Raw genomic sequence first — 20,215 nt, 5'->3', positions numbered from 1 at the left:
AGAGAGGAGGGAGTATGTATTGAACGGGTTCATCAATCTGATTGTCAATGGGCTAGCGACCGGAATGCTCGTCTTCCTGCTTGCGTCGGGATTGACATTAATATTTGGACTTATGAGCGTGCTCAATTTTGCACATGGAGGCTTGTTTGCATGGGGGGCCTATACGGGAGTGTGGCTGTACGCCGCTACAGGATCATTCGTCCTAGCGATTGTGGGAGCGATACTAGCTGGCATGCTGCTAGGCTTCCTGATGGAGCGCATTGTCATCCGTCCTGTGTACGGCAATCATGTGCAGCAGATTCTGGTCACGTTAGGCGTCATGCTTGTGTTGAGCGAGCTGCTTAAGGTCGTGTTTGGACCGAATCCGCTTAAGGCAGACGCTCCGCCCCTACTCAGTGGAAGCTGGGAAGTCCAAGGGATCATTTTCATCAAATACCGACTTTTTATCATTGTTGTAGGCGCGCTTGTCTATGGTGGACTTCTATTTATATTAAAACGTACGAAGATAGGTCTAATTGTTCGTGCAGGCGTCATGAATCCGGAAATGGTTCAAGCACTCGGCATTCCAATTCGGCGCGTATTCACGCTTGTATTTATGGTTGGGGCTGGTTTAGCCGCCCTGGGAGGGGTGCTGCTCGCTCCTTATTCAGGCGTGATATTTGCCGAGATGGGCATGCAATTTGCGATTCTCGCCTTCATCGTCGTGGTCATTGGCGGTATGGGAAGCATTCAAGGCTCTGCACTTGCGGCGCTGCTGGTCGGGTTGTCTGGGGCATTTATGGCTTATTATGTACCGGATCTGTCACTTGCGGGCAATATGCTGTTAATGGTAATTGTCCTGCTCATTAAGCCGTCAGGCTTGTTCGGGGCGAAGGGGGGAACGTAATGAGAAGCACCAATATCGGAACGAGATGGTTCCTTCTGCTCGTTGTCGTACTTGCCGTTCTGCCATGGATCAATGATTCTCGCAGCTTTCTCATTATGATGACGCAAATTTGCATATTTGCGGTTTTTGCGATGAGCTACGATATTTTACTAGGCTACACAGGGATTGTCTCATTCGGTCATTGTATGTTCTTCGGGATTGGCGCTTATTCGAGCGGTATCATGCTGGATCGTATGGGAGCCAACATCGGAGTATTGCTGCTTTCGATTGCTGCAGGTGTAGTCCTATCGGCGCTGCTCAGTTATATAGTAGGAATGCTCTCTCTACGTTTGAAAAACCACTTTTATGCGATGCTTACGTTGGCTTTTTCGGGCTTGCTGCTTGTTCTGGCGGAGAAGTGGCGGACTCTGACGCGAGGAAATGACGGCTTCACATTTCCAATACCAGCGGAGCTGAAGGATCGGACGGTGCTTTATATGGTATCGCTGGTGGTGATGGTCGTCATTTACATGCTGCTCCGCAGATTTACACAATCACCGGTCGGGCGAGTATTGGTTGCGATTCGTGAAAATGAACAGCGAACCGCCTCACTCGGCTATGAGATTATTCACTACAAGGTGTTTGCGAGTGTAGTCGCAGGTATTGTGGCCAGCATTAGCGGCTCGATGTATGTGCTGACATTGCGATTCGTAAATACGACAGTATTTGCGATGGATATGACCTTGAATGCACTGCTGATGACGATTATCGGCGGGGTAGGCACATTATTCGGAGCGATTATTGGCTCCGCAATTATTGAATGGGCGCATCATGGTTTAACCGAGTTGGCCAAGTTTCATCCCATATTCGAGAGATGGATCATTTTCTTTGGCCTTCTCTATATTGTTGTGGTGCTCATCTTCCCAGCCGGTATTACAGGCACGCTCCGCTTATGGTGGATGAAGCGAAAGGGAAGGAGAGTCTCATCGTCTCATACAGAGACAGCAGCTGAGTATGGGAAGGAGGGGACAGGGTGACTTCTCATAATCGAAATGGAGCATCTGCTGGACATTCCAACGAGAATATGCATCTAGAGCCTCACGATGGAAGCAGCCTCCATTGTTGCAGCCGCTTGCTAGAGGATACATCGACCGTCGGTTCTTTTGTCGTCCGCTGCCGGGTACGGCAGGATGCGGATGGGGCAGGCGACTGGCGCATCCGGATTACTTATGTGCAAGGCCAGGAAGAGCAGACCGTTGCTTCATGGGAGGAAGCGGTAGGCTTTATGCAACTGATGATGAAGCGGGGGAACGAAGCGCATGAACGAGAATGAAATGAAGGAAAGCGAAATGAATGAACAGTCGATCATCCGACTGTTGTCTGTAGGGACTTACATCCCTGAGCAGAAAATGACCAGTGGCGACATCGCGGAAGCATCAGGCATCCCGCAGCATATTGTGGAGTCGAAGCTGGGAATTAGGCAGAAGCCTGTTCCAGGGCCTGATGACCATCCCTGTGCAATGGGGGTGGCAGCAGCGAAGGAAGCGATACGACGTGCCCATATCGCACCTGAGGATATTGATCTCATTATTTATATCGGTGAAGAATATAAGGAATACCCAGTATGGACGGCAGCCCTTCATCTGCAGCATGAGATTGGAGCTGTCAAGGCGTGGGGCTTCGATATGGGCTCACGATGCTGTACGGCAATTATGGCTGTTCAGACAGCGAAGTCGATGATGCTGGGAGATTCCCGCATTCGGACTGTGCTGCTTGCAGGCGGTTATCGCAATGGCGACCTGATTGACTTAACGGATCCGAACACACGCTTTATGGCGAATCTAGGTGCGGGCGGCGGGGCGATGCTGCTGCAGCGGGGGGCGGGGTCTTCGTATCCTGAGGTGTTGGATTCGGCAATGATTACGGACGGATCATTTGCGAAGGATGTGATTATTCAAGCCGGAGGAACGAAGCAGCCATTGACGGCAGAGCTTCTGGCTCAAGGGCAGGCTTGTTTCCGTGTACCTGATCCAGAGCAAATGAAATCTCGGCTTGATGCGGTATCGATGCAGCGGTTCACCCAAGTGGTGGAGCAGTCGATTCAGGGAAGCGGATACCTGATCTCGGATATTGATTTCATCGGCTTGCTTCATATGAAGCGATCCGCGCATGAATTCGTGCTGCGTTCCCTGGGGATTCCCGAAGACCGTTCCGTTTATTTAGAGGATTATGGACATATCGGTCAATTCGATCCGATAGTATGTATTGAATTAGGCGTAAACCGCAAGTTGATTCAACCAGGCAGCATTGTTGTACTGGCAGCTGCGGGCATCGGCTATGCATGGGGGGCACTTACTTTACGATGGGGGGATCGAGCATCATGAAGGTTCAATTGAAATCTGTTGAATTGCCGAATGGGGAAACGCTCGGATACCGTGAACGAGACGGTGGCGATGAAGTTGTCGTGCTGATTCATGGCAATATGAATTCTTCCTGCCACTGGGACGTTGTGCTGGAACAGATGGATCCGGGATATAAGCTATATGCAGTCGACCTCCGTGGATTTGGGATTTCCACCTATCATACACCGATTGAATCCCTGTCTGATTTCGCAGCAGATGTGAAGCAATGGGCTGATATGCTCGGTTTAACTCGTTTTGCTCTTGTCGGCTGGTCGACTGGCGGCGGGGTGGCAATGGAATATGCCGCCGCTTATCCAGAAGATATATCACGGCTGGTGCTGCTGGCAAGTGTCTCGACGCGCGGTTATCCATTCTATGAGGATGGAGCGAACGGCTTGCCTGATGTTACACGTCGTATTACGACGATAGAGGGCATTCGATCACTGACTCGCAATAAACTTATTCAATCTGCGAATATGCGCCGGGATCGCCAGTTTATGAAGCAGCTGTATGAGGCTGTCATCTATGATCGCAATCAGCCGGATGAGACGCGATACGAAACCTATTTAGACGATATTTTGACGCAGCGCAATCTGATGGACGTGTATCATGCTCTGAACACCTTTAACGTAAGCGTATTCGATCACGAGGCATCAGCGGGAAGCGGGGCAGTGAAGCGAATAAAAGTCCCTGTCTTAGTTCTGCGGGGCGTGCATGATTTCGTCATTACTGAGGCGATGACGAAAGAGACGCTGGCCGATTTGGGAGACATAGCGGAGTTCATTTCCTTATCGGGATGTGGACATTCTCCGTTAGTTGATGATTCTGCACAGCTGTTGCATGAGATGGAGTCTTTCTTGACATCAACATCAGATGCAGCACCGGAAGCTTCAACTGCCCCAGCTGCCTCAGTTGGCCAAACAGAATGAAGGGAGAGAGGAGATTAATCATGAAGCTTACAGGGAAAACGGCAATTATTACAGGCGGCGCAAATGGGATTGGACTTGCGGCGACCCGCTTATTTCTTGAGGAAGAGGCGAATGTTGTCATCGCTGATTTCAATGAGGCGGCAGGACAGCAAGTGATTGAAGGACTGGCGAGCGAACAGCGTGATCGCGCATTATTCGTAAAGACCAATGTAGCTGATGAGGAAAGTGTGCGGCAGCTGATGGAGCAGGCGGTTGCGCAGTTTGGCGGTATCGATATATTGATTAACAATGCCGGAATCACGCGTGATGCGATGCTGTTGAAAATGACTCCCGAGCAATGGCAGGATGTAATTAATGTGAATTTGAACGGAGTATTCTTATGCACCCGGCACGCCGCCCCTTATATGGCTGCACAAGGCAAGGGCAAAATTATTAACACCTCATCAATCGTTGGCGTTCAAGGCAATATTGGGCAGACCAACTATGCAGCAACGAAAGCAGGCGTTATTGGCATGACGCGTACATGGGCCCGCGAGCTAGGCTATAAAGGCATATGCGTCAATGCAGTTGCACCGGGCTTCATTGCTACAGAAATGGTGGCAAAAATGCCTGAAAAAATCATTGAAGGCATGCGCGATAAAGTGCCGCTGCGTCGTCTAGGACAGCCAGTTGATGTTGCACAGGCGTATCTGTTCCTGGCGTCAGATGCGGCTGATTATGTGAACGGAACGGTGCTGGAAGTGAACGGAGGGTTGTCCATTTGAATGGAGTAGACGCTCATCTCAGCTTGGCAGGTAATCGGATCGATCAAGGAGGCAATCAACAGCGCGCTTCACGTTGCGGGACACGTGTCATGAGTGCAGATGAAGCAGTGGCGCTCATTGCTGATCATGCAACAGTTGCGGTAGGCGGCTTTGCCGGATGCGCGAATCCTGAAGCGCTGACGTCAGCGCTCGAGCGCCGCTTCTTGAACGAGGCTGCACCAATTGGGCTTACGGTTGTCTATGCAGCAGGGCAAGGCGATGGTGCTGTGCGCGGTGCTAATCATCTTGCGCATGAAGGAATGGTGAAGCGGGTTATTGGAGGGCATTGGGGGCTCGCACCGCGTCTGGGTGCGCTTGCGCTCGATAACCGCATCGAAGCATACAATCTTCCGCAAGGTGTAATCGTGCATCTCTATCGCGATATTGCCGCAGGCCGGGCAGGAACGTTAACTCATGTCGGGCTTCATACCTTCGTTGACCCAAGGAATGGCGGAGGAAGATTGAATGCGAGGACGGAGGAGGAACTGGTAGAGGTGGTGCAGCTCGGGGGACAAGAGCAACTTTTTTATCGAGCCTTCCCGATTCATTGTGCATTCATACGCGGCACTTCGGCAGACGAGCGGGGCAATATTTCGATGGAGCGAGAGGCGGTAACATTGGAGATGCTGGCTCTTGCGCAAGCTGCACGGAATAGCGGAGGGATTGTGATTGCCCAAGTAGAGCGCGTAGTGCCAAAAGGAGCCCTCCATTCGAAGCAGGTAGTGGTCCCAGGCATGCTGATCGATGCTGTTGTCGTTGCTGCTCCAGAGGAACATGCGATGACGTTCGCTGAGGGATACAATCCTGCATATGCGGGCGATGCTGTACCCGAGTCATCCTCTGCATATGTGACTCCGATGGCGCGAGACGAGCGTCTTGTTATTGCACGGCGTACCCTAATGGAAATACCCCCGCACAGCGTTGTTAACCTTGGCATTGGACTCCCGGAGGGAGTTGGCTATGCAGCGCTTGAATTCGGTCGGACGGATATGACGATGCTGCTTGAATCAGGACCTGTAGGGGGAATCCCCGCCAGAGGCTTGAGCTTCGGTGCATCAGCCTTTGCAGAAGCGGTTATCGATCAGCCGGCACAATTCGATTTCTTCGATGGGGGCGGTATTGATGTGGCCTGTCTGGGAATGGCAGAGTCGGACGGATGCGGGAATGTGAATGTCAGTCTGTATGGCGGCAAGCTGACCGGCTGCGGTGGCTTTATTAATATTAGTCAAAATGCGAAGCGGCTTGTCTTCTGCTCCACCTTTACCGCTGGCGGGCTTAAGGTGGAATTGGCTGATGGGGGGCTGCGTATTCTACAGGAAGGGCGATTCCGCAAGTTCGTCAAACAGGTTGAGCATCTTACATTCTGTGCAGATTATGCGGAACAACGCGGCATTGAAGTGCTGTATGTAACAGAACGAGCCGTGTTCCGCTTGCATGCGGGTGAATTGGAACTTATCGAGATCGCAAAGGGCATCTCGTTGGAAAAGGATCTCTTAGCCAACATGGACATTGTGCCTCGTATAAGCCCACAGCTAAAGTGGATGGAGGAGAGCTTGTTTCAACAGTGAAGTCTCACAAGCAAGTTGGCTATTATCTATAAAATGATATCTGGATTTGAAAAGGTCGAGTTAGGGGGACCATTTGTGCCCAAACTCGATCTTTTGCTCATAATTTACTGCCCTCAGCTCAGCTTTACCTTATAAAGCTTCCCGTTCTACTTCATATTTTTATATTTAGTTATAGTTCGATGTACGGGATAATCATCGCTTTTCAGGATTATTTCCCGGGAAAGCTCTTTTTCTCATTTAAGGATGCGAACGGGTTGGTTTCTCACACTTTATTGAATTCTTTAACGATCCGTATAACGTATATTCTTTCAAACGTGCATTTGCGCGGTATGAAAGCATTAAACCGGATGAATATGTGGAATCAGTGGTATGAACAGAAAAGGACACTTTTGGGGAAGTGTCCTTTATTGCTGTAATCGAAAGGAAGCTGTATCGTCAGCTCTTACCCGGATGAATAAAGCCAGCGAGTGATGCGGTCTCCCGCCACATCCGATCATGCGAGCTGGTCATATCAGCCTGCATAGGAGGCTGTATCGGTTGAAGATGCTGGTACATACGCTCATCTATGAACCAATCGCCCTCTTCAATTTGCCGGGCAGGTTCGTCCTTCCATACATCGATTAAGGTTGGGCTGTATGCACGGTGTGAACGAGACAGTTCAGGTTTGTCAGATGGGGCAGTATGCTTGACAAAGCGATGCGGCCAATAATCTGCCCGTGATCCAGTATGCGGAACAGCTCTCATAAATCGAACAGCACCGTTATAAATATGAGGGGTGTGTAGCAATAGCGCATACAGCTTTTTGCCAAAGGTAATCCGTTCATCCAAGTCCGTAAAGTTTCCAAGATTTAACCCGACGAGCGGAACCGCCTCCTCTTCTCGCGGCGAAGGCACGCCGAGCGGGAAAATAACCTGATTCATTTGCATCCACCCATGCAGCTGAAAGTCCCATTCATTAAGTACGTGTGCGCGATATGTAGGGTTTTGTATCACTCTGCCTTCAATTACGTTCTGTTCGTTAATGATAAGTGCCGTCGTGAGCAGCGAACTTGTCTGCTGCACCCAAAAGCCATCCCAGAATGGGGTCATGAACGAAGATACGCCGAAGGCCGGGAGGAGGTGGAACAGGCTTTTCCCAGCACGGCGGCTCGCTGCATACAGGAGCAACTGTGGATATGCATCGTGAAAAATGAGCGCATTTGAGCGCTCCAGCACGCGATACGTCCATAGTCTATGGTTCGCATTCATTATGCGCGGCAGCCATTCGCCCTGCAGATCGGTCATGCTCCAGCCACCATTGCGAGAGACCATATGTGCGAGCAAAGCCCAATGCAATTCGGGGTAGGATTGATAGATCCGTCCATAGGCTGCAGTACGAGAAATGTTGTTGCGGTTGGATGTACGCACGGAGTTTTGAATTTGCCGAATGAGTTTCCATTCTTCCGGTGAAAATTCTGCATCTCCTCGATCTCGGAAGACACTGACAGTTCCATGTTGGCGAATCTTCTCATTCAGCAGTCTGCTGGCCTGTTCTTCTGCTCGCTTGGCTGCTGCGCGATTCCAATCAAGGGATGGGCGCTCCCGCCAATGTACAACTTGTTGATATAGTTCATTCCAAGTTGAACGAACGACACTGTATGCCGTATCGAACGTGTGGCGCATAAGCTCTACCGCATGGCGCATCCGCTTGGAAAAGTTGGACAGCATCGATTGTTCCCCTCCATTTCGAGACGACGATACGTGACCGAATTCAATGATTTTCTTCATAGTATGCCCAAAAACAGGCGTAGACGTTCATGTGCGCAGTTTGACTTTTCTATTCTCCAAATGTTATAAGTTCAAGAAAGCAGGAAGTATTCGAAGTGCACCTGTTGGGAGTAGGAAATAGAAGTTCTATGTTTGATTTCGTGAATTAGTTGGGAGTGAAGCGTGTATGGAAAGAATAGAAACAGTTGAGCGTTTCAATGAGGTCATCTCGCAAGAGGAGCCGGTTGTAGCCGTATTTAAAACATCCTGGTGCCCAGATTGCCATTTTATCGATCCTTTCATGCCTGAAGTTGAGGCCAACTACGCAGGTAAGGTGACATTCGTTGAAATCGATTCCGAGAAGCTTCTTGATGTTGCACAGCAATATCATATTTTGGGTATCCCAAGCTTCGTAGCCTTTAAAGGCGGCAAGGAAACCATTCGCTTTGTGAACAAGCTGCGCAAGACTCGTACAGAAATCGAGCAGTTCGTTGATCGGGCAATAGCTGTATCTGCTGCAATATAACAAAATATCGTCAATAGTGCACATATAAGAACCGTCCCATCTTCATTGATTGGGACGGTTTTTCTTATCGTAAGAAGGCGGGTAATTCCGAAAAAATGAAACCGGTATCCGAGCTCATCAGCTATCTGTGTTCTTTGTGGAAAAACCTAGAGGCAGCTTTTCATAAGGAAGATGTAATATTTGTCACAATTTAGCCGTACATTCAGCTAGGAAATCTTGTATAATGGAGGACGATTGGAACTGTTTTCATAATTTGTAATGGTAAAAAATTGAACAACGGGTCAGGTGAAACTAGTGAACGGGAACATCTACCGTATATTGAAGCGGTTATCTTACGCGGTTTGCATCGGTATGTTTATCGTAGTGTTAAACGGAGCGCTTGTTACGAAGACAGGCTCCGGAAGTGGCTGCGGCACGGATTGGCCACTATGCAATGGCAAGTTTGTTCCGGCATATACGATCGAATCCATGATCGAATATTCTCACCGATCTGTGACAGGTGTTGTGGGATTGCTTGTTCTGGCCTTGTTCATTTACGTTATTCGCTATGCGAAGCATCATCGTGAGGCGCTGTGCTACTCTTCACTCACCTTGTTATTCACCGTTATCCAAGCAATTATGGGAGCGCTTGCGGTAGTCTATACTCAGTCTCCGCCTGTTATGGCGCTTCACTTCGGCTTCTCACTGCTGGCCTTCGCCTCTTCCTTTATGATGAGCGTAGTGGCACGGCGTTATGAACGAGGCAGTGGGTCGGTGTCGGCCGACAGCTTTATTCGTGCAGAGTTTCGATATGGAGTATGGTTTACTCTTCTGTATACCTACATCGTGATTTATGTGGGCGCATTTGTCAGACATACGGATTCTTCGGGGGCGTGTATGGGATGGCCGCTATGCAACGGCGAATGGATTCCGGAGCTGTCGGGGGGAACGGGGATTGCTTTCATGCATCGTGTCGCCGCAGCATTATTGTTTGTCGTCATCGCGATTATGTCTCATTTTGCTTACCATAGTCACAAGGACAATCGAGAGATTCAACTGTGCGGCATATGGGCGCTTATTTTATGCGCAGCTCAAATTGCAAGCGGTGCAGTCGTGGCCAGTACGATCACGAACCCAGATTTATTCCTCTTTGCAAGCTTATTACATACGGTATTAATTTGCGGCTTGTTCAGTGTGTTGTGTTATATGAGTGTGCGTGTATGGCAATTGCGTCGTAAGCAGGAATGGACGAATGGCGGGGCTTCCGCTTCTGTAGGGAAATAGAAAAAGTACAAGTGAGTTAGCAGCTTGAATTGTGTGTATAAATTAAAGAAGCAGATCGCTTAATGGTGGACAATGCGGATTGTCAGCGAGGGATAAGCGAGCTGCTTCTTTTTCTCAGATACACATTCATTGAATTAAGCGCCTTCCTTCACTTGCTGAGTTTCATTGGAGTGCGCACCAAGCAATACGATGGATGCTGCTGCTTTTGCTGCTGCCAACCAGCGAACATTCCAAGGCTTGCTTACGACCGCTGTATTGTTGTTTTTCATGTCAATCTACCTCCTGTTAATTTTGCTTGTGTTCCCTTTGATGTCCTCATTGTACATGCAATATCCCGCTCGTACCATGCAATCGGCTTACGGCTATCTTACAATGTCGTAATAATGTTGCAAGTTGTCTGTCCAGTCAGGCTTTAGGTTCACTTCAAAAACAGCTATACTACAGGAGAGGAAGTTTTCAATTTCATAAATGCTGTTTCGTTTGTAAATGCAATTTTTTGCAGACATCGTGCGGCATCCACGTAACTGTTAATGAACAGCAGCACAGATATGCTTATTTTTTCAAGGAGGGCTCGTAGTTGTCATTTACGAATATTCGCGACTTTGTCGACACACTGAAGCGTGAGAATGACCTAGTCGTTATTGAAACGGAAGTAGATCCGTATTTGGAAATAGCAGAAATTCATCGGCGCGTCATAGAAGAGGCTGGCCCTGCGCTCTTGTTCACGAATGTGAAGGGCAGCCCATTTGCAGTGACGACGAACCTGTTCGGTACGATGCGCCGGGTAGATATGGCTTTCGGAACGCGTCCAGAACAATTCGCCAATAAGTGCGTAGAAGCCGTAAACCGTCTTATGCCCCCGTCTCCGAAAAAGTTGTGGGAAGAGCGCTCAACGGTTAAGGAGCTGTTCAGCCTGATGAAGGTCGGCATGAAGAATGTATCTGCCTCCCAAGCCCCGATTATGGCAGTGAAGCGTACGGACAAGCCGATGCACGGTTTGCCGGCCTTAACGAGCTGGCAGCTGGATGGCGGACCGTTCATCACGCTTCCGCTTGTATATACGGAACATCCGGTTCTGAAGAGCGCCGATCACAATCTCGGCATGTATCGCATCCAAATTTATGATGACCAGACTACTGGCGTGCACTGGCAGATTCAAAAGGGCGGCGGCTTCCATCATCATGAGGCAGAGCTGCGCAATGAAGCGCTTCCGGTATCCGTTATAGTCGGCGGCCCGCCGGCTCTTATTGCGGCAGCAATTGCGCCATTGCCTGAGAAGCTGCCTGAGCTGTTAATGGCATCCTTCGTTATGGGTGAACGACTTCCAGTTGTGGACAGCGGTTTCGAAGGACATCGTATCCCAGCGGAAGCAGAATTTGTTATCCAAGGCTATGTTCCACCGCATGAACGCCGCATGGAGGGGCCATTTGGCGACCATTACGGCTATTACTCGTGGGCACATGAATTTCCATTCTTAAATGTGAAACACATGTATCACCGTAAAAATGCAATTTACCCGGCTACAATCGTTGGCAAGCCGCGTCAAGAAGATTATTACCTAGGCGAGTACCTGGTCAGATTGTTGTCGCCGGCGTTCCCGATGGTCATGCCAACGGTGCGCAAGGTACATCCATATCCAGAAACAGGCGTTCACTCGCTGGCGGCAGCTGTCGTTCGGGAGAGCTACTCTCGCGAAGCGCTACTATCAGGCTTCCGCATTCTTGGCGAGGGCCAGCTCAGCTTGACGAAGTTCTTGATGCTGACCGATCAGCCGGTCGATTTGGAGAACTTTGCAGAGCTTACAGAAGCGGTTCTGGAGCGTTTCAAGCCAGAAACGGATTTGTACGTCATTAATAATACGTCCCATGACACACTTGACTATACGGGGCATAAGCTGAATCATGGCAGCAAGGGCATCATGCTTGGGGTTGGTGAAGTCGTTCGTGAATTGCCTGGCTCGTACGAAGAAGGCCCGATCGACGAAATTAACGATGTGGCTGTATTTTGCCGCGGCTGCTTGACGATGTCCGGCGCTTCGTATGAAGCAGAGCCGCAACTGGCGGAACGACTGCTTCAGCGTCTCGCTGCACAAGAGACGAAATGGCCGCTCGTCTTCCTTGTTGACGATGCTCAGGTGGCAAATACTCAATTGTCATTCTTGTGGACAGTGTTTACGCGATTTAACCCCGCATCTGATATATACGCGGCAATGGAAGTCCGTAATCACCATCTCTCATATAAATTGCCAATCGTTATCGATGCCCGCATGAAGCCGGGGTATCCAGATGAACTATTCCCGCGTGAGGATATTGTGGAATTGGTCGACCGTCGTTGGAAAGACTATTTCCCAAACGGAATTAAGCGGGGGTGAATTCCATGCTGCGCAGCTTGTTCGGGGAGCCGCCCCGTGTTGACAGTGGAATGTTGAAGGATGCCATGGCAGAGATGGACAATTATTTGGAAGCCGTACACAGTCAGATGGAAGGTACAGGCGATCCTGATCACTTCTGGCGCAAGGTGGAAGTGTGGACGGTCGGAATTAAGACCTCCTTAGACGAATTGGAGCAAAGCGTATACGCATCTGACAAATTTGCCGATCGGGTATCGAAGCATTATGAAGCAGAGATGACGCAAGCCGAACAGGACGATTATTACCGGTATGTCTATTTTTATAAAAATGGGTTTATTCGCGTATTTTCGATTTTGGACAAGCTTGGAATGCTTCTGAATAATGTTCTTGCACTGGAAACGGAGAAGGTGAAGCATCATTTCTCTTATTTTACGGTGCTCCGCCAATTGCGCTTCAAGGGGCAGCATCCTGAGTTGGAGCATGCTCTCACGGCTCTGAAGGAGGGGCATGGGGATGCGCTTCAGCGGTTGCGCAAGCGGCGCAATATGGAGATTCATCATATGAACCCAGAAATGCAAGATGATTTATGGCAGCGTCATCGCAGTTTGAATGGCAAGATTCAGCTGGAGGACATTCAGGCGAACGTAGCTGATTTGCAGCATGGCCTGGAGATGGTGTGTGGGGCACTGACCCTTGTATTTCGGTTGCTTCCCGTTAAGTAATGGAATTGAAAAGGGAATAAAAGTTAATTGACAACTTTCACCTGCTGCTATATACTCAATTTAATTTCATAACTGTGTTCTTATCAAGAGTGGCGGAGGGACAGGCCCTGCGAAGCCCGGCAACCGATCTTGCAACCCGGATGTATAACAATGTTATACGATTGCAAGATGTCAATGGTGCTAATTCCTTCAGAACATGATGTTCTGGCAGATAAGAAAGGGAGAGTCGATTTTCCATCTGGTTTCTTTACAGAATACCGAGTATCCGCCCCCTTTTGGCATCTGCCAAGAGGGGGCTTTTTGCATAGCAGGCCAAACCGCTTCTGATACATTCACCAAGAAGAAAGTTAAGCAAAATGGTATATTCGGCCACAGTTCATGAGAGGATACAGCAGACGAATAGATATAGGAGATTGCAATTGCCCTCCTACCTATTCAAGAATTGCAAGCATGGAGGAAGGTGACGATTCGTTGATTCGTTTGGAACATATAAGCAAGCGATATGATTCGCGCGGCAAGGCACAAGGCCTGTTGGCGCTAGATGATGTAAGCCTGACTGTTGAAGCAGGCGAAATCTATGGTATTATTGGGCACTCAGGTGCAGGTAAGAGTACGCTGCTCCGCAGCATTAACCTGCTGGAAAGACCTACAACTGGCCTAGTTGAGGTCGATGGAGTTGACTTGACGAAGCTGTCGAAGTCCGCACTTCAGCAGCAGCGTCGCAAGGTTGGGATGATTTTCCAGCATTTTAATCTGCTTAGTTCAGCGACGGTATATGACAATATTGCCTTCCCGATGCGCTTGGCGGGAAAAGCCAAGGGGAAAGTGGAAGAAAAGGTGAATGAGCTAATCCGGCTTGTTGGGCTCGAGGAGCACAAGAACAAATACCCGTCCCAGTTGTCCGGGGGGCAAAAGCAGCGCGTAGGCATTGCACGTGCGCTAGCGAATGATCCGAAGGTACTGCTCTGTGATGAAGCTACGTCGGCGCTTGATCCGCAGACGACCAATGCAATCTTGGATTTGCTTCTGGATATTAACCGCAAATTCGGGATTACAATTGTGCTGATCACTCACGAAATGCATGTCATACAGGCAATATGCGACAAGGTTGCAGTCATCCATGGCGGTAAGATTGCAGAGGAAGGCAAGGTTGTAGACGTATTCTTGAAGCCTCAGCATGCCGTCACGAGAGAGTTCATTCTTGAAGAGCGCAGCGATGCAGATATTCAGCCTTGGGCTGCCTTCAAAAGTCAGGCTGCGGCTCATTCCCGTGTTGTTAAAATCAACTACCTTGGCGATGTTACGTATGAACCGGTACTGCACCGTATTCTAACGGAAGCGGGAGTCAGCTTCGCAATACTGCAAGGGACGATTTCTCGCATGAAGGATATTCCATACGGGCAGTTGGTCGTTCGCCTAGACGGCGACACGGATGCTGTGGAGCAATCGCTGCAATCTTTGCGGGCACAAGGTCTTGAAGTGGAGGTGATCGCGTAATGAAGCTCGATTTCTCTACTGTCAATTGGAGCGATGTGTCCTCCGCAACCGGACAGACGCTGCAAATGATGCTCTTCTCAGTTTTGTTCACGTTTCTCATCGGCCTGCCGCTTGGCGTGCTCCTGTATTTAACAGGCCGCACGAAGAGTGTTGGTGGAAAGCTGGTATACAGTGTACTGTCGTTCATTGTAAATGTGCTGCGCTCGGTGCCGTTCGTTATTCTCATGATTGCTATCATACCGATTACGCGTATTATTGTAGGCACATCTATCGGCGTAGAAGGAACCATTCCTCCGCTTGTTATCGCGGCTGCACCGTTCTTCGCACGGCTAGTTGAGACTTCGCTTCGCGAGGTCGACCGCGGCGTGATTGAAGCGGCTCAGGCAATGGGTGCATCTACATGGCAAATTGTATGCAGAGTTCTGCTGCCAGAAGCAATGCCGGGCTTGATTGCAGGAACAACGATTACTGCGGTAACACTTGTATCGTATACGGCAATGTCAGGTCTCATCGGCGGCGGTGGTCTCGGTGATCTCGCGATTCGCTATGGATACCATCGTTATGAATTCGAAATGATGATTGTTGCTATCATCATTATGATTGTGCTCGTGCAAGTGCTGCAATGGATCGGTGATGCGTTCGTTCGCCGCTTTACGAGAAAATAATAAAAAATTATTGTGCTGAGGCGGTCATTTTGTGGTCGCCGACAGCACAAAGTATGATATAATCCAAGTAATACAATTGGAATTATCGGGAGTGTTCATCATTTTTAGGCGGGATGACATGATAAATTGCATCTCAATACCTAATACTTAATGGAAGCATGCTCTTGGGAGCTTCAACTTACACCAAATATATAATCAAAACGGGGATTTTGGAAGGAGTAGTGAATCACATGAAAAAGTGGACTTTTGTATTGACGCTTATTACGCTCGTAGCGGTGCTCGCTGCTTGCGGCAACAAGAATACTGGCGATAACACGAACGCTTCTGGTGAGGCAGGCAAGTCTGGCACGGAGAAAGTGAAGCTTGTCGTAGGCGCAACGCCGGTACCTCATGCGGAAATTTTGAATCATATTAAGCCAAAGCTGGCTGAACAAGGAATTGATCTGGAAATTCAGGAGTTTACGGATTATGTACAGCCTAACGTACAGGTGCATGAGAAGCAGCTTGATGCGAACTTCTTCCAGCATAAGCCGTACATGGACAATGAAGTGAAATCAAAGGGATATAATTTGGTGAGTGTTGGCAATGTTCACGTAGAACCATTCGGCGCTTATTCCAAAAAGATTAAATCGGTTAGCGAAATTGCAGATGGCGCAACGGTATCGATTCCGAACGACGCAACAAATGGCGGGCGTGCGCTGCTGTTGCTGGAGAAGCAAGGACTTATCAAGCTGAAAGATGGCGTAGGTCTTGAAGCGACAGTGAACGATATTGCGGAAAACCCAAAAAATCTGAAGTTTAAAGAGTTGGAAGCTGCAATGCTGCCGCGTACGCTTGATGAAGTAGACTTTGCGCTTGTTAATACGAACTATGCATTGCAAGCAAATTTGAATCCTACGAAGGATGCGTTGTTCATTGAAGATAAAGATTCCCCATACGCGAACATCCTGACTTCTCGCGATGACAACAAGGATAGCGACGCAATGAAAAAATTGCTTGCTGCTTTGCAGTCCGATGATGTGAAGAAATTTATCGAAGACAAGTACAAAGGTGCAATCGTCCCTGCCTTCTAATGATGGCGCGTCGATTCAGTAATCCATGAACAAATGCCCTGAAAGTAAGCTGCCTTTTGAGAAAGGTGGTTCTTTCAGGGCTTTTTTATTTCACTCTGATAGATGGGAAGCGTCGTATTTCTGATTCCTGTAAGGAAGCTTCGGTCCGTTCCTAACGCAAAGTTGTTCTGTTAAGACAAATGACTTATACTGAACGTGGAAGTTCTTTGAAGCGCTCAGAAGGAGGATTATGACGTGGAACAGCAGCGTAAAATTGCTCTTATTACGGGGAGCGCCAAAGGCCTCGGGAAGATGACAGCTATGGCATTGGCCGAAGCCGGGCATAATATTGTTCTGAATTACGTACATAGTGAGACAGAGGCTGAAGCACTGCGTCACCAGCTTGAGGAAACAGGAATACGCTGTATTGCCATTCGTGCTGATATATCCAAGCCGGAGGAAGTCAAGCGGCTCGTTCAGGAAATGAATGAGCGCATAGGTCCAGCTGATATTGTGGTGAACAATGCAGGGCCTTTCATTAGGGAGCGGCGATTGTTCGCCGAATATTCGGAAGAAGAAATCATGTATTTATTGAATGGAAATCTAAGCGGTGTCATTTTGCTTGATCATTTGTTACTTGCATCGATGAGGGAAAAAGGCTGGGGGCGCATCATCCATTATGGTTTTGGTCATGCCTCCGAAGCTCGCTCTTGGCCGCATAGGGCCGTGTATGCTGCTGCTAAAGTGGGGTTAGTGTCCTTCACGAAGACATTGGCCGTAGAGGAAGCGCAAAATGGCATTACGGTAAATATGATTTGCCCAGGCGACATTCGGGGCGACAACAAGGAGCGGAAGATCGAAGAAGTGCTTCATTTGACAGATGAGGAAACGCCGCGCGGCCGTCCTGGCAGCGGGGAAGATGTAACGCGAGTTATTCGGTTCCTATGTGAGGATGCATCGGACTTTGTTACAGGCAATATTATTAATGTCTCAGGTGGACTCGACCCGATTCGTACAACGATAAGCTCGAAATCTTAATGCTGCATGTACGCCCCGTTGGCTGACTGGCACAGCGCATGCTGTGCTCGGTTGGAACGAGGGCGTTTTCATATTCTGAGGAGACTATGCTCCAGCGATTTTAGCGTGGTGGGTGGTAGATAGACATGAGTTGGCTGACAAAGCAATTGGCGCAAGAAATCGTCACGCGGACGATGCAGGTTATTGGCTACAATGTAAATGTGATGGATGAGCGCGGACGCATTATTGGTTCAGGCGATCCATCTCGTATGAACCAGAAGCATGAAGGGGCACTCATTGCCATAGAGCGCAAGGGCCGGTTCGAAATCGACGAAGAGAGCGCACGCAATCTTCATGGTGTTATGCCAGGGACGAATCTCGTTATTCAATTTCGCGGCGAGGTTGTTGGTGTGATCGGGATTACCGGCGATCCAGCGGAAGTGACAAAGTATGGGGAGCTCGTCAAGATGACGGCCGAGATGTATTTGGAGCAGGCAGATTTATTAGAGAAGGCGCGTTGGGACAAGCGGATGAAGGAGGATTTTCTGCTATCGGTCATTCATGCGGAGCAAGGGGATCAGGCTATGCTTCGCCTGCAGGCGGAACGGATTGGATTGAAGCCGGACAAGCCGCGTGTCGCTTGTATTCTGGAGCTTACAGATGAACAAGATGCGGATTCTGTACCGACACTGCGGAGAGTTGTTGAGCTGTTAGAGGGCCGCCCAACTATTGAGCTTATCGCCATACGCAATACACGGCAAATTGTTCTTTTCAAGCCGCATCTTCATCCGCGCAAGCCGAATATGGATATATGCGAAGGCATTCGGCACATTCGGCAACTGCTGGAAGAGAGGCAGATTGCTCCGCTAAGAATAGCTGTAGGCAAAGCTTATTCAGGGATTGACGGTCTTATAGCCTCTTATCGATCTGCCCAAGATACAATGCGGGCAGGGCAGGCGATCCTGCCAGAGCAGACCGTATATTATAGCGATGATATGCCTAATGAAACTGTACTGGCAAATGTGAGTCACAGCTGGATTACGGATGAGTTGGAACAGATGTGGGAGAAATTTATACAGGAGGATCGAAGCGGGGAGCTGCGGCAGACGCTGCAGGTGTACTTCGTGGAAAGTGGAGAGCAGCAGCGGATCGCACAGCGTCTGGCAATTCACCGCAATACGCTTCGATATCGTCTTCAGCGGATTGCTGATGTGACCGGCAAGGATCCGAAGAGCTATCGCGACCTATTTACCTTAATGACCGCCGGATGGCTTTACGAGATGAGACCCAGCCGCGAAGTCCAGCGCCCTGAGCATTAAGGAGGTAGTTTTCTCAAGTGGTACCTCTACTCCTAAGGAGTCGATCGCAGATCGTTGGATTGTGCATTTGAACAAAAACCGACTTTATAAAGCGCTTTATTTCATGTCAATGCATGATGAAGCGCTTTCATTTTAGAAGTAAAGTAAAAGTACAACAACGAAACACTGCATCTTCAAGGAGGATGGGGACTATGACAGTTACGGTATCTGTACTTGGCGCACTGGCGGCTTTGGCGGTTGCTATCGTGCTTATTTTGCGGAAAGTCCCGCCGGCGTACGGCATGATGATTGGTGCACTGGTGGGGGGCGTAGTCGGAGGAATTGGTTTGGTGGATTCCGTTACGCTGATGATGGATGGGGCGAAGACGATGATTCCGGCGGTGCTGCGGATTTTAGCAGCAGGTATTCTGGCCGGAGTATTGATTGAATCCGGCGGTGCAAAGACCATTGCGGAAACCTTGGTGCGCAAGGTAGGCGAGACTCGCGCCTTGTTCGCACTAGCCTTTGCAACGATGGTATTGACGGCGGTAGGCGTATTTATTGATGTGGCGGTTATTACGGTAGCTCCGATCGCTCTTGCAATTGCACAGCGTGCAGATTTGTCCCGCATGGCGATATTGCTGGCGATGATTGGGGGCGGCAAGGCCGGCAACATTATGTCGCCGAACCCGAATGCGATTTCGGCGGCAGATGCTTTCCATGTGCCGTTGACTTCCATAATGGCAGCTGGTATTATCCCAGCCTTGATTGGTTTGTTCGTCACCTATTGGATTGCGAAGAAGTTGACGAATAAAGGGACTAAAATCGCATTGGCTGATCAGGTCGAAGAAAGCAAGGAGCAGCTTCCTAGCTTCTTAGCCGCGATGATGGCTCCAATTACCGCAATTGCGCTGCTGGCTTTGCGTCCGATAGCAGGGATTGTCATTGACCCGATTATCGCGCTTCCGGTCGGAGGCTTGGTAGGAGCGCTCTGTATGGGACGTCTCAAGCATATTAATCGATATGCGACTTCCGGTCTTGGCAAAATGACAGGTGTTGCTGTTATGCTCATCGGTACAGGGACACTTGCTGGCATTATTTCCAATTCGCAGCTTAAGGATGTCATTATTGACGGCTTGACGGCTTCTGGCTTGCCAGCATATTTGCTCGCACCAATCAGCGGCGCCTTGATGTCTTTAGCAACAGCTTCCACAACAGCAGGTACTGCTGTAGCCAGCTCGGTATTCGGATCGACCATTATGGAGCTTGGTGTTGCTTCCTTAGGGGCAGCAGCAATGATACATGCAGGGGCAACCGTATTCGACCATATGCCGCACGGAAGCTTCTTCCATGCTACCGGTGGCAGCGTAAATATGGCGATGAAGGAACGTCTTCGTCTTATCCCATATGAAACGCTAATCGGTCTTGTGCTCGCCATTGTATCAACGCTTGTATTCGGTGTCTTCGGCTGGTTCCTGTAAGCAGCGTACGGCATCCAATTGAATGGTAATA

At 49.3% G+C, this 20,215-nt stretch carries 19 protein-coding genes and 1 riboswitch; of the genes, 17 read left to right on the top strand and 2 right to left on the bottom strand.

Features of this window, described 5'->3' with window-relative positions; genetic code table 11:
• The first annotated feature begins 19 nt into the window (after positions 1 to 19).
• The 7 genes from ACQ5BJ_RS22100 to ACQ5BJ_RS22070 are packed head-to-tail and all read left to right on the top strand — an operon-like array spanning position 20 to position 6,567.
• Complete coding sequence (locus ACQ5BJ_RS22100; RefSeq protein ID WP_040736928.1) at positions 20 to 886, top strand: branched-chain amino acid ABC transporter permease; 867 nt, start codon at positions 20 to 22, stop codon at positions 884 to 886.
• A complete protein-coding gene (locus tag ACQ5BJ_RS22095) occupies positions 886 to 1,902 on the top strand; it encodes a branched-chain amino acid ABC transporter permease (protein ID WP_005551107.1) in 1,017 nt (338 codons plus the stop codon). Before ACQ5BJ_RS22100 ends, ACQ5BJ_RS22095 begins: the two co-directional genes overlap by 1 nt.
• The gene (locus ACQ5BJ_RS22090; protein WP_005551106.1) at positions 1,899 to 2,198 is read left to right on the top strand and encodes a hypothetical protein; all 300 of its coding nucleotides are present in this window, start codon (positions 1,899 to 1,901) and stop codon (positions 2,196 to 2,198) included. Before ACQ5BJ_RS22095 ends, ACQ5BJ_RS22090 begins: the two co-directional genes overlap by 4 nt.
• Positions 2,185 to 3,249, top strand: a complete 1,065-nt coding sequence (locus ACQ5BJ_RS22085) for a 3-oxoacyl-ACP synthase (RefSeq protein ID WP_367667325.1) — start codon at positions 2,185 to 2,187, stop codon at positions 3,247 to 3,249. Before ACQ5BJ_RS22090 ends, ACQ5BJ_RS22085 begins: the two co-directional genes overlap by 14 nt.
• Positions 3,246 to 4,196: an intracellular short-chain-length polyhydroxyalkanoate depolymerase gene (phaZ, locus tag ACQ5BJ_RS22080; protein WP_430112382.1), complete on the top strand. Its 951-nt coding sequence runs from the start codon at positions 3,246 to 3,248 to the stop codon at positions 4,194 to 4,196. The genes ACQ5BJ_RS22085 and phaZ overlap by 4 nt, the downstream gene beginning before the upstream one ends.
• A gap of 20 nt (positions 4,197 to 4,216) precedes the next feature.
• Positions 4,217 to 4,960 (top strand): 3-oxoacyl-ACP reductase FabG, encoded by a 744-nt coding sequence (fabG, locus tag ACQ5BJ_RS22075; RefSeq protein ID WP_430112380.1) that lies wholly within the window; start codon positions 4,217 to 4,219, stop codon positions 4,958 to 4,960.
• Entirely contained in the window at positions 4,957 to 6,567 is a 1,611-nt protein-coding gene (locus ACQ5BJ_RS22070; RefSeq protein ID WP_268620004.1) for an acyl CoA:acetate/3-ketoacid CoA transferase, read from the top strand. Before fabG ends, ACQ5BJ_RS22070 begins: the two co-directional genes overlap by 4 nt.
• A 435-nt stretch (positions 6,568 to 7,002) precedes the next feature.
• Here the strand turns inward: ACQ5BJ_RS22070 and ACQ5BJ_RS22065 are convergent, their stop codons facing one another.
• Positions 7,003 to 8,274 (bottom strand): DUF2515 family protein, encoded by a 1,272-nt coding sequence (locus tag ACQ5BJ_RS22065; protein ID WP_268620005.1) that lies wholly within the window; start codon positions 8,272 to 8,274, stop codon positions 7,003 to 7,005.
• 226 nt (positions 8,275 to 8,500) lie between these two features.
• Between ACQ5BJ_RS22065 and ACQ5BJ_RS22060 the strand changes: the two genes are divergently transcribed.
• Both ACQ5BJ_RS22060 and ACQ5BJ_RS22055 read left to right on the top strand, forming a co-directional pair.
• On the top strand, positions 8,501 to 8,839 hold the full coding sequence (locus ACQ5BJ_RS22060) for a thioredoxin family protein (RefSeq protein WP_005551100.1): 339 nt from the start codon (positions 8,501 to 8,503) through the stop codon (positions 8,837 to 8,839).
• A gap of 294 nt (positions 8,840 to 9,133) precedes the next feature.
• Positions 9,134 to 10,102, top strand: a complete 969-nt coding sequence (locus tag ACQ5BJ_RS22055; protein WP_268620006.1) for a COX15/CtaA family protein — start codon at positions 9,134 to 9,136, stop codon at positions 10,100 to 10,102.
• A gap of 134 nt (positions 10,103 to 10,236) precedes the next feature.
• Here the strand turns inward: ACQ5BJ_RS22055 and ACQ5BJ_RS22050 are convergent, their stop codons facing one another.
• Positions 10,237 to 10,371 carry a hypothetical protein gene (locus ACQ5BJ_RS22050; RefSeq protein ID WP_005551097.1) on the bottom strand — a complete coding sequence of 45 codons (135 nt, stop codon included), beginning with the start codon at positions 10,369 to 10,371 and terminating at the stop codon, positions 10,237 to 10,239.
• 308 nt (positions 10,372 to 10,679) lie between these two features.
• Here ACQ5BJ_RS22050 and ACQ5BJ_RS22045 point away from each other — a divergent pair, with 308 nt between their 5' ends.
• The 8 genes from ACQ5BJ_RS22045 to ACQ5BJ_RS22010 all read left to right on the top strand — a co-directional run bounded on the left by ACQ5BJ_RS22045 (position 10,680) and on the right by ACQ5BJ_RS22010 (position 20,184).
• On the top strand, positions 10,680 to 12,473 hold the full coding sequence (locus tag ACQ5BJ_RS22045) for a UbiD family decarboxylase (protein WP_262866866.1): 1,794 nt from the start codon (positions 10,680 to 10,682) through the stop codon (positions 12,471 to 12,473).
• Between the two features lie 5 nt (positions 12,474 to 12,478).
• The gene (locus ACQ5BJ_RS22040) at positions 12,479 to 13,174 is read left to right on the top strand and encodes a Cthe_2314 family HEPN domain-containing protein (protein ID WP_268620007.1); all 696 of its coding nucleotides are present in this window, start codon (positions 12,479 to 12,481) and stop codon (positions 13,172 to 13,174) included.
• Positions 13,175 to 13,251: 77 nt separating this feature from the next.
• A riboswitch (SAM riboswitch) is annotated at positions 13,252 to 13,392 on the top strand.
• Between the two features lie 253 nt (positions 13,393 to 13,645).
• Complete coding sequence (locus ACQ5BJ_RS22035; RefSeq protein WP_040736976.1) at positions 13,646 to 14,671, top strand: methionine ABC transporter ATP-binding protein; 1,026 nt, start codon at positions 13,646 to 13,648, stop codon at positions 14,669 to 14,671.
• Positions 14,671 to 15,336, top strand: coding sequence for a methionine ABC transporter permease (locus ACQ5BJ_RS22030; RefSeq protein ID WP_005551092.1), 666 nt, complete (start codon positions 14,671 to 14,673; stop codon positions 15,334 to 15,336). The genes ACQ5BJ_RS22035 and ACQ5BJ_RS22030 overlap by 1 nt, the downstream gene beginning before the upstream one ends.
• A 230-nt stretch (positions 15,337 to 15,566) precedes the next feature.
• A complete protein-coding gene (locus ACQ5BJ_RS22025) occupies positions 15,567 to 16,409 on the top strand; it encodes a MetQ/NlpA family ABC transporter substrate-binding protein (protein WP_262866865.1) in 843 nt (280 codons plus the stop codon).
• 234 nt (positions 16,410 to 16,643) lie between these two features.
• On the top strand, positions 16,644 to 17,426 hold the full coding sequence (locus ACQ5BJ_RS22020; RefSeq protein ID WP_367667810.1) for an SDR family oxidoreductase: 783 nt from the start codon (positions 16,644 to 16,646) through the stop codon (positions 17,424 to 17,426).
• Positions 17,427 to 17,551: 125 nt separating this feature from the next.
• Positions 17,552 to 18,724 (top strand): sugar diacid recognition domain-containing protein, encoded by a 1,173-nt coding sequence (locus ACQ5BJ_RS22015; RefSeq protein WP_005551086.1) that lies wholly within the window; start codon positions 17,552 to 17,554, stop codon positions 18,722 to 18,724.
• 191 nt (positions 18,725 to 18,915) lie between these two features.
• Complete coding sequence (locus tag ACQ5BJ_RS22010; protein WP_005551085.1) at positions 18,916 to 20,184, top strand: GntP family permease; 1,269 nt, start codon at positions 18,916 to 18,918, stop codon at positions 20,182 to 20,184.
• Positions 20,185 to 20,215: the final 31 nt, after the last annotated feature.

Origin of the sequence: Paenibacillus sp. B1-35, assembly GCF_050474385.1 — a bacterium.
Classification (GTDB): Bacteria; Bacillota; Bacilli; order Paenibacillales; family Paenibacillaceae; genus Paenibacillus_B; species Paenibacillus_B alvei.
Note: the sequence above shows the minus strand (reverse complement) of the source record. Positions and strands in the feature narration are given on the sequence as shown.